Consider the following 2,873-nt stretch of genomic DNA (forward strand, 5'->3'; position numbering starts at 1 on the left):
ATAGGAGTGTTCGCCATAGCAGCACTGGGAATTCTTTCCTACCTCTTTCCTACGACGAAAATCCCCGACCCTGGTGGAGAGTATGAAGTGGGACTCCAGGTCATAGAACTGAATGATGAGACGAGGTTTGACCCCTTTTCCGATGCCGAGATGACCAGGCGGCTGGTAATTGACATATGGTATCCGGCAGATGAGACTGAGGGTAAGAGAAGAAGTCCGTGGTTCAGGAATCACAGGCTCTTCGTGAATAGTCTGGCTGATAACTACGATCTGCCTCCAGTACTGTTCCAGTTTCTTAGATCCGTCAAGACGAACTCTTTCATAGATGCTGTGCCTGCGCAAGATGCGAAAGACCTACCCGTGGTCATTCTATCACCAGGAACTCCGGCTATTGTTCCACTGTATTTTTCTTTTGCAGAGTACATGGCCAGTAGAGGATTCGTCGTTATTGGAGTAGAGCATCCCTATGGAGCGGCGGTGGTTGAGTTCTCCGACGGCACGCAGTTTCATTTTGACAGGGAGAGGGTGATGAACCTTCCCGGTGTCGAGACATTCGAAGAAGGGGTTAGGCTTTCGATGCAGCTGATGGCAGAAGACATCTCTTTCGTGATAGATTGGCTTGCATGGCTAAATCAGAGTGACCACGAACTGGCAGGGATCTTCGATAAGAGCAAATTGGTAGCATTAGGCCATTCAGGCGGAGGAGGAGTGGTCCACTTTGCTTCAATCAATGATCCGAGGATTAAGGCGCTGGTATCATTTGATCCTGCTCTGTTTGTAATGAGTGACGCTGAGATAGATAGAGGGGTTGAGATTCCCTCACTGATTATGGAAACCGATGAATGGAAGTATCGTGAGGAATCGGGCAGAATCTCTGACATGATTGAAGCCAGCCCCGTTCCGCCTTTTCATATAAGGATACCAGAGGCCAAGCACCCCGACTTTGCAATGCTGGATCATCTTTCTCCGTTGTCCCATTATTTGGGATTTACAGGTGTCTTCATGAAGGACGGTGGGGAGGATTATCTTTTCCAAGCAATTCACAGCTTCATGGAATATGTCTTTGGAAACCAGAGCAGAGAAGAATTGCGCTCTGTTCTTGTTCAAAGAGAGGACACTAGAGCCTTTGAGGGGATGGATGAGATACAAAGATAGTCTTCCACTTCTACAGACATCAGAATTATTTTGATCAACTTCAGCAAGTCCACTTGAGGATTCCGAGTGAAGGGAAGTGCTGGCCTGGAGAAGAGTATTCCCGCACAAAGGAGAAGAGAGCGATATCTTTCCACAAGGATGGTTGAGTTTGAGAGCATCGTTTGCGTTCTTGGCAGGAAATAGCCAGCTGAAGCACGATTCTATTCTTACTCCGCCAACGAGCCTGAAGAGCTCTCGCCAGCTTTTTCGCTAGTCTCGAAAACTCGCTCTGGAAGTGACGAATTTCTGTGAAGCTCGTTATCAAAAAGGTCAACAGTATCAGAACGTCAACTGCCCCCTTAGCACGCATGAAGAGCCTCTTCTCCTTAGAGTTATCTCCTCGAAGGAAACTACCGAAGCAGGGATCTGCTCCGGACGATGGTCTCCAGCTGAAGGAGCTAATTTGGGAACACCAGTGCTAGAATGTCAATAACGGTAATGGGACAGGAGTTTATTCGGCTCATTGGACGTTCACAATAGATAATGTCAACCGACAGTGAGGAATCGCGAGTGTGTTTCGCGATTTCCAATAATGATTGAGAATTCTTGCTCTGCAAACTCTGATTGGAGGCGTTTGACGGTGGTCAAGGATGTCGGGACCGACAAGTTAGCCATACTCGAGACTGTTTTCGATTTGCTCAGGAATTTCACGCAGTTCATCTCCTACAGTAACGAAGCTGCTGAACTCAAGACAATGGAGTTTTACATACTTCTATATATTGGTCTCAAGGGTCCTCAGAACATGTCTGCCCTTGCAAAGGCTTATTTGATGACGAAGAGCAACGTTACGGTGCTGGCGGACGATCTTGAAAAGAAGAATTATGTCGGACGAGAAAGGTCCAATATAGACAGACGAGTAACAATCATAAAGCTTACACAGAAAGGAGAAGCGGTCTTCAAGGAGTTTTCGAAAAGCTTCTCGGAGTTGATCGATATCTTCCTGGAGAACGTGCAAGAGGATGATCTCGCCGTCATAAGTGATGGGTTTGAGCGAATGGCACGCCTTGTTGTTCAGAGTGGATTGAAAAAACATGGGAGTGGCTCTTGAGGATCTAAAAAACCTGACGCCGGAGAAAGAAGTCACGCAAACGATGTCCTATGCGGGGAACGCGCTCCAAAGAACCGCTGTACGCTGTGAAAGGACAGTTACAAGGTGTCAGTTCCATGTTGAAAGTCAAGAACCAGAAGTGAGTTGACCGATCAACAACACTTTTCATAACTGGCTAGAGTCAAAACACTCTTGGTTTTTGACCCTTATCAAGAACGTAGAACAGATCCTCGCTCTGGAACCAAGAACAGGCTCTTTTCGGAGAACGGAGAACCGTTCAACGTTCAACCGATTTCACTTTGTTCTTTCCAACCCCCTGGCTGCTAACCCAACCCCGGGGAAGCCGAGATCCCGAATCAAGCTCGGGATGAGGATGCAGGTATTGAATCTTACATCTCGTCATCTGAACTCCATTCGACATCCCGAATGAGGCATTAGCTAGACATTCAGCAAGAGACCGTCACTTGCCACAGAGATTCCGAATCGCCCATAAAACTCTTCTAGATCACTTTGAGGTGGATTTGGATAGTGAGAGAAATGATGAGCAACTAACAGACTGCTGTCGTCTATGATTCCGATTTCCCTCATACTTTGCATTGAAGTGATTACCTGTTCTGCAGTGTGATGGTAA

The 2,873-nt window shown here is 47.0% G+C and carries 2 protein-coding genes; both read left to right on the forward strand.

Translation table 11 applies throughout. The features are described from left to right. On the forward strand, positions 1 to 1,155 hold a 1,155-nt coding region (locus tag ENN47_08465; protein HDP78200.1), incomplete at its 5' end, for a hypothetical protein. A gap of 613 nt (positions 1,156 to 1,768) precedes the next feature. Then, complete coding sequence (locus ENN47_08470) at positions 1,769 to 2,242, forward strand: MarR family transcriptional regulator (protein ID HDP78201.1); 474 nt, start codon at positions 1,769 to 1,771, stop codon at positions 2,240 to 2,242. The last annotated feature ends 631 nt before the right edge of the window (positions 2,243 to 2,873 follow it).

It is taken from the genome of Mesotoga infera (assembly GCA_011045915.1).
In the GTDB taxonomy this organism is placed as follows: domain Bacteria; phylum Thermotogota; class Thermotogae; order Petrotogales; family Kosmotogaceae; genus Mesotoga; species Mesotoga infera_D.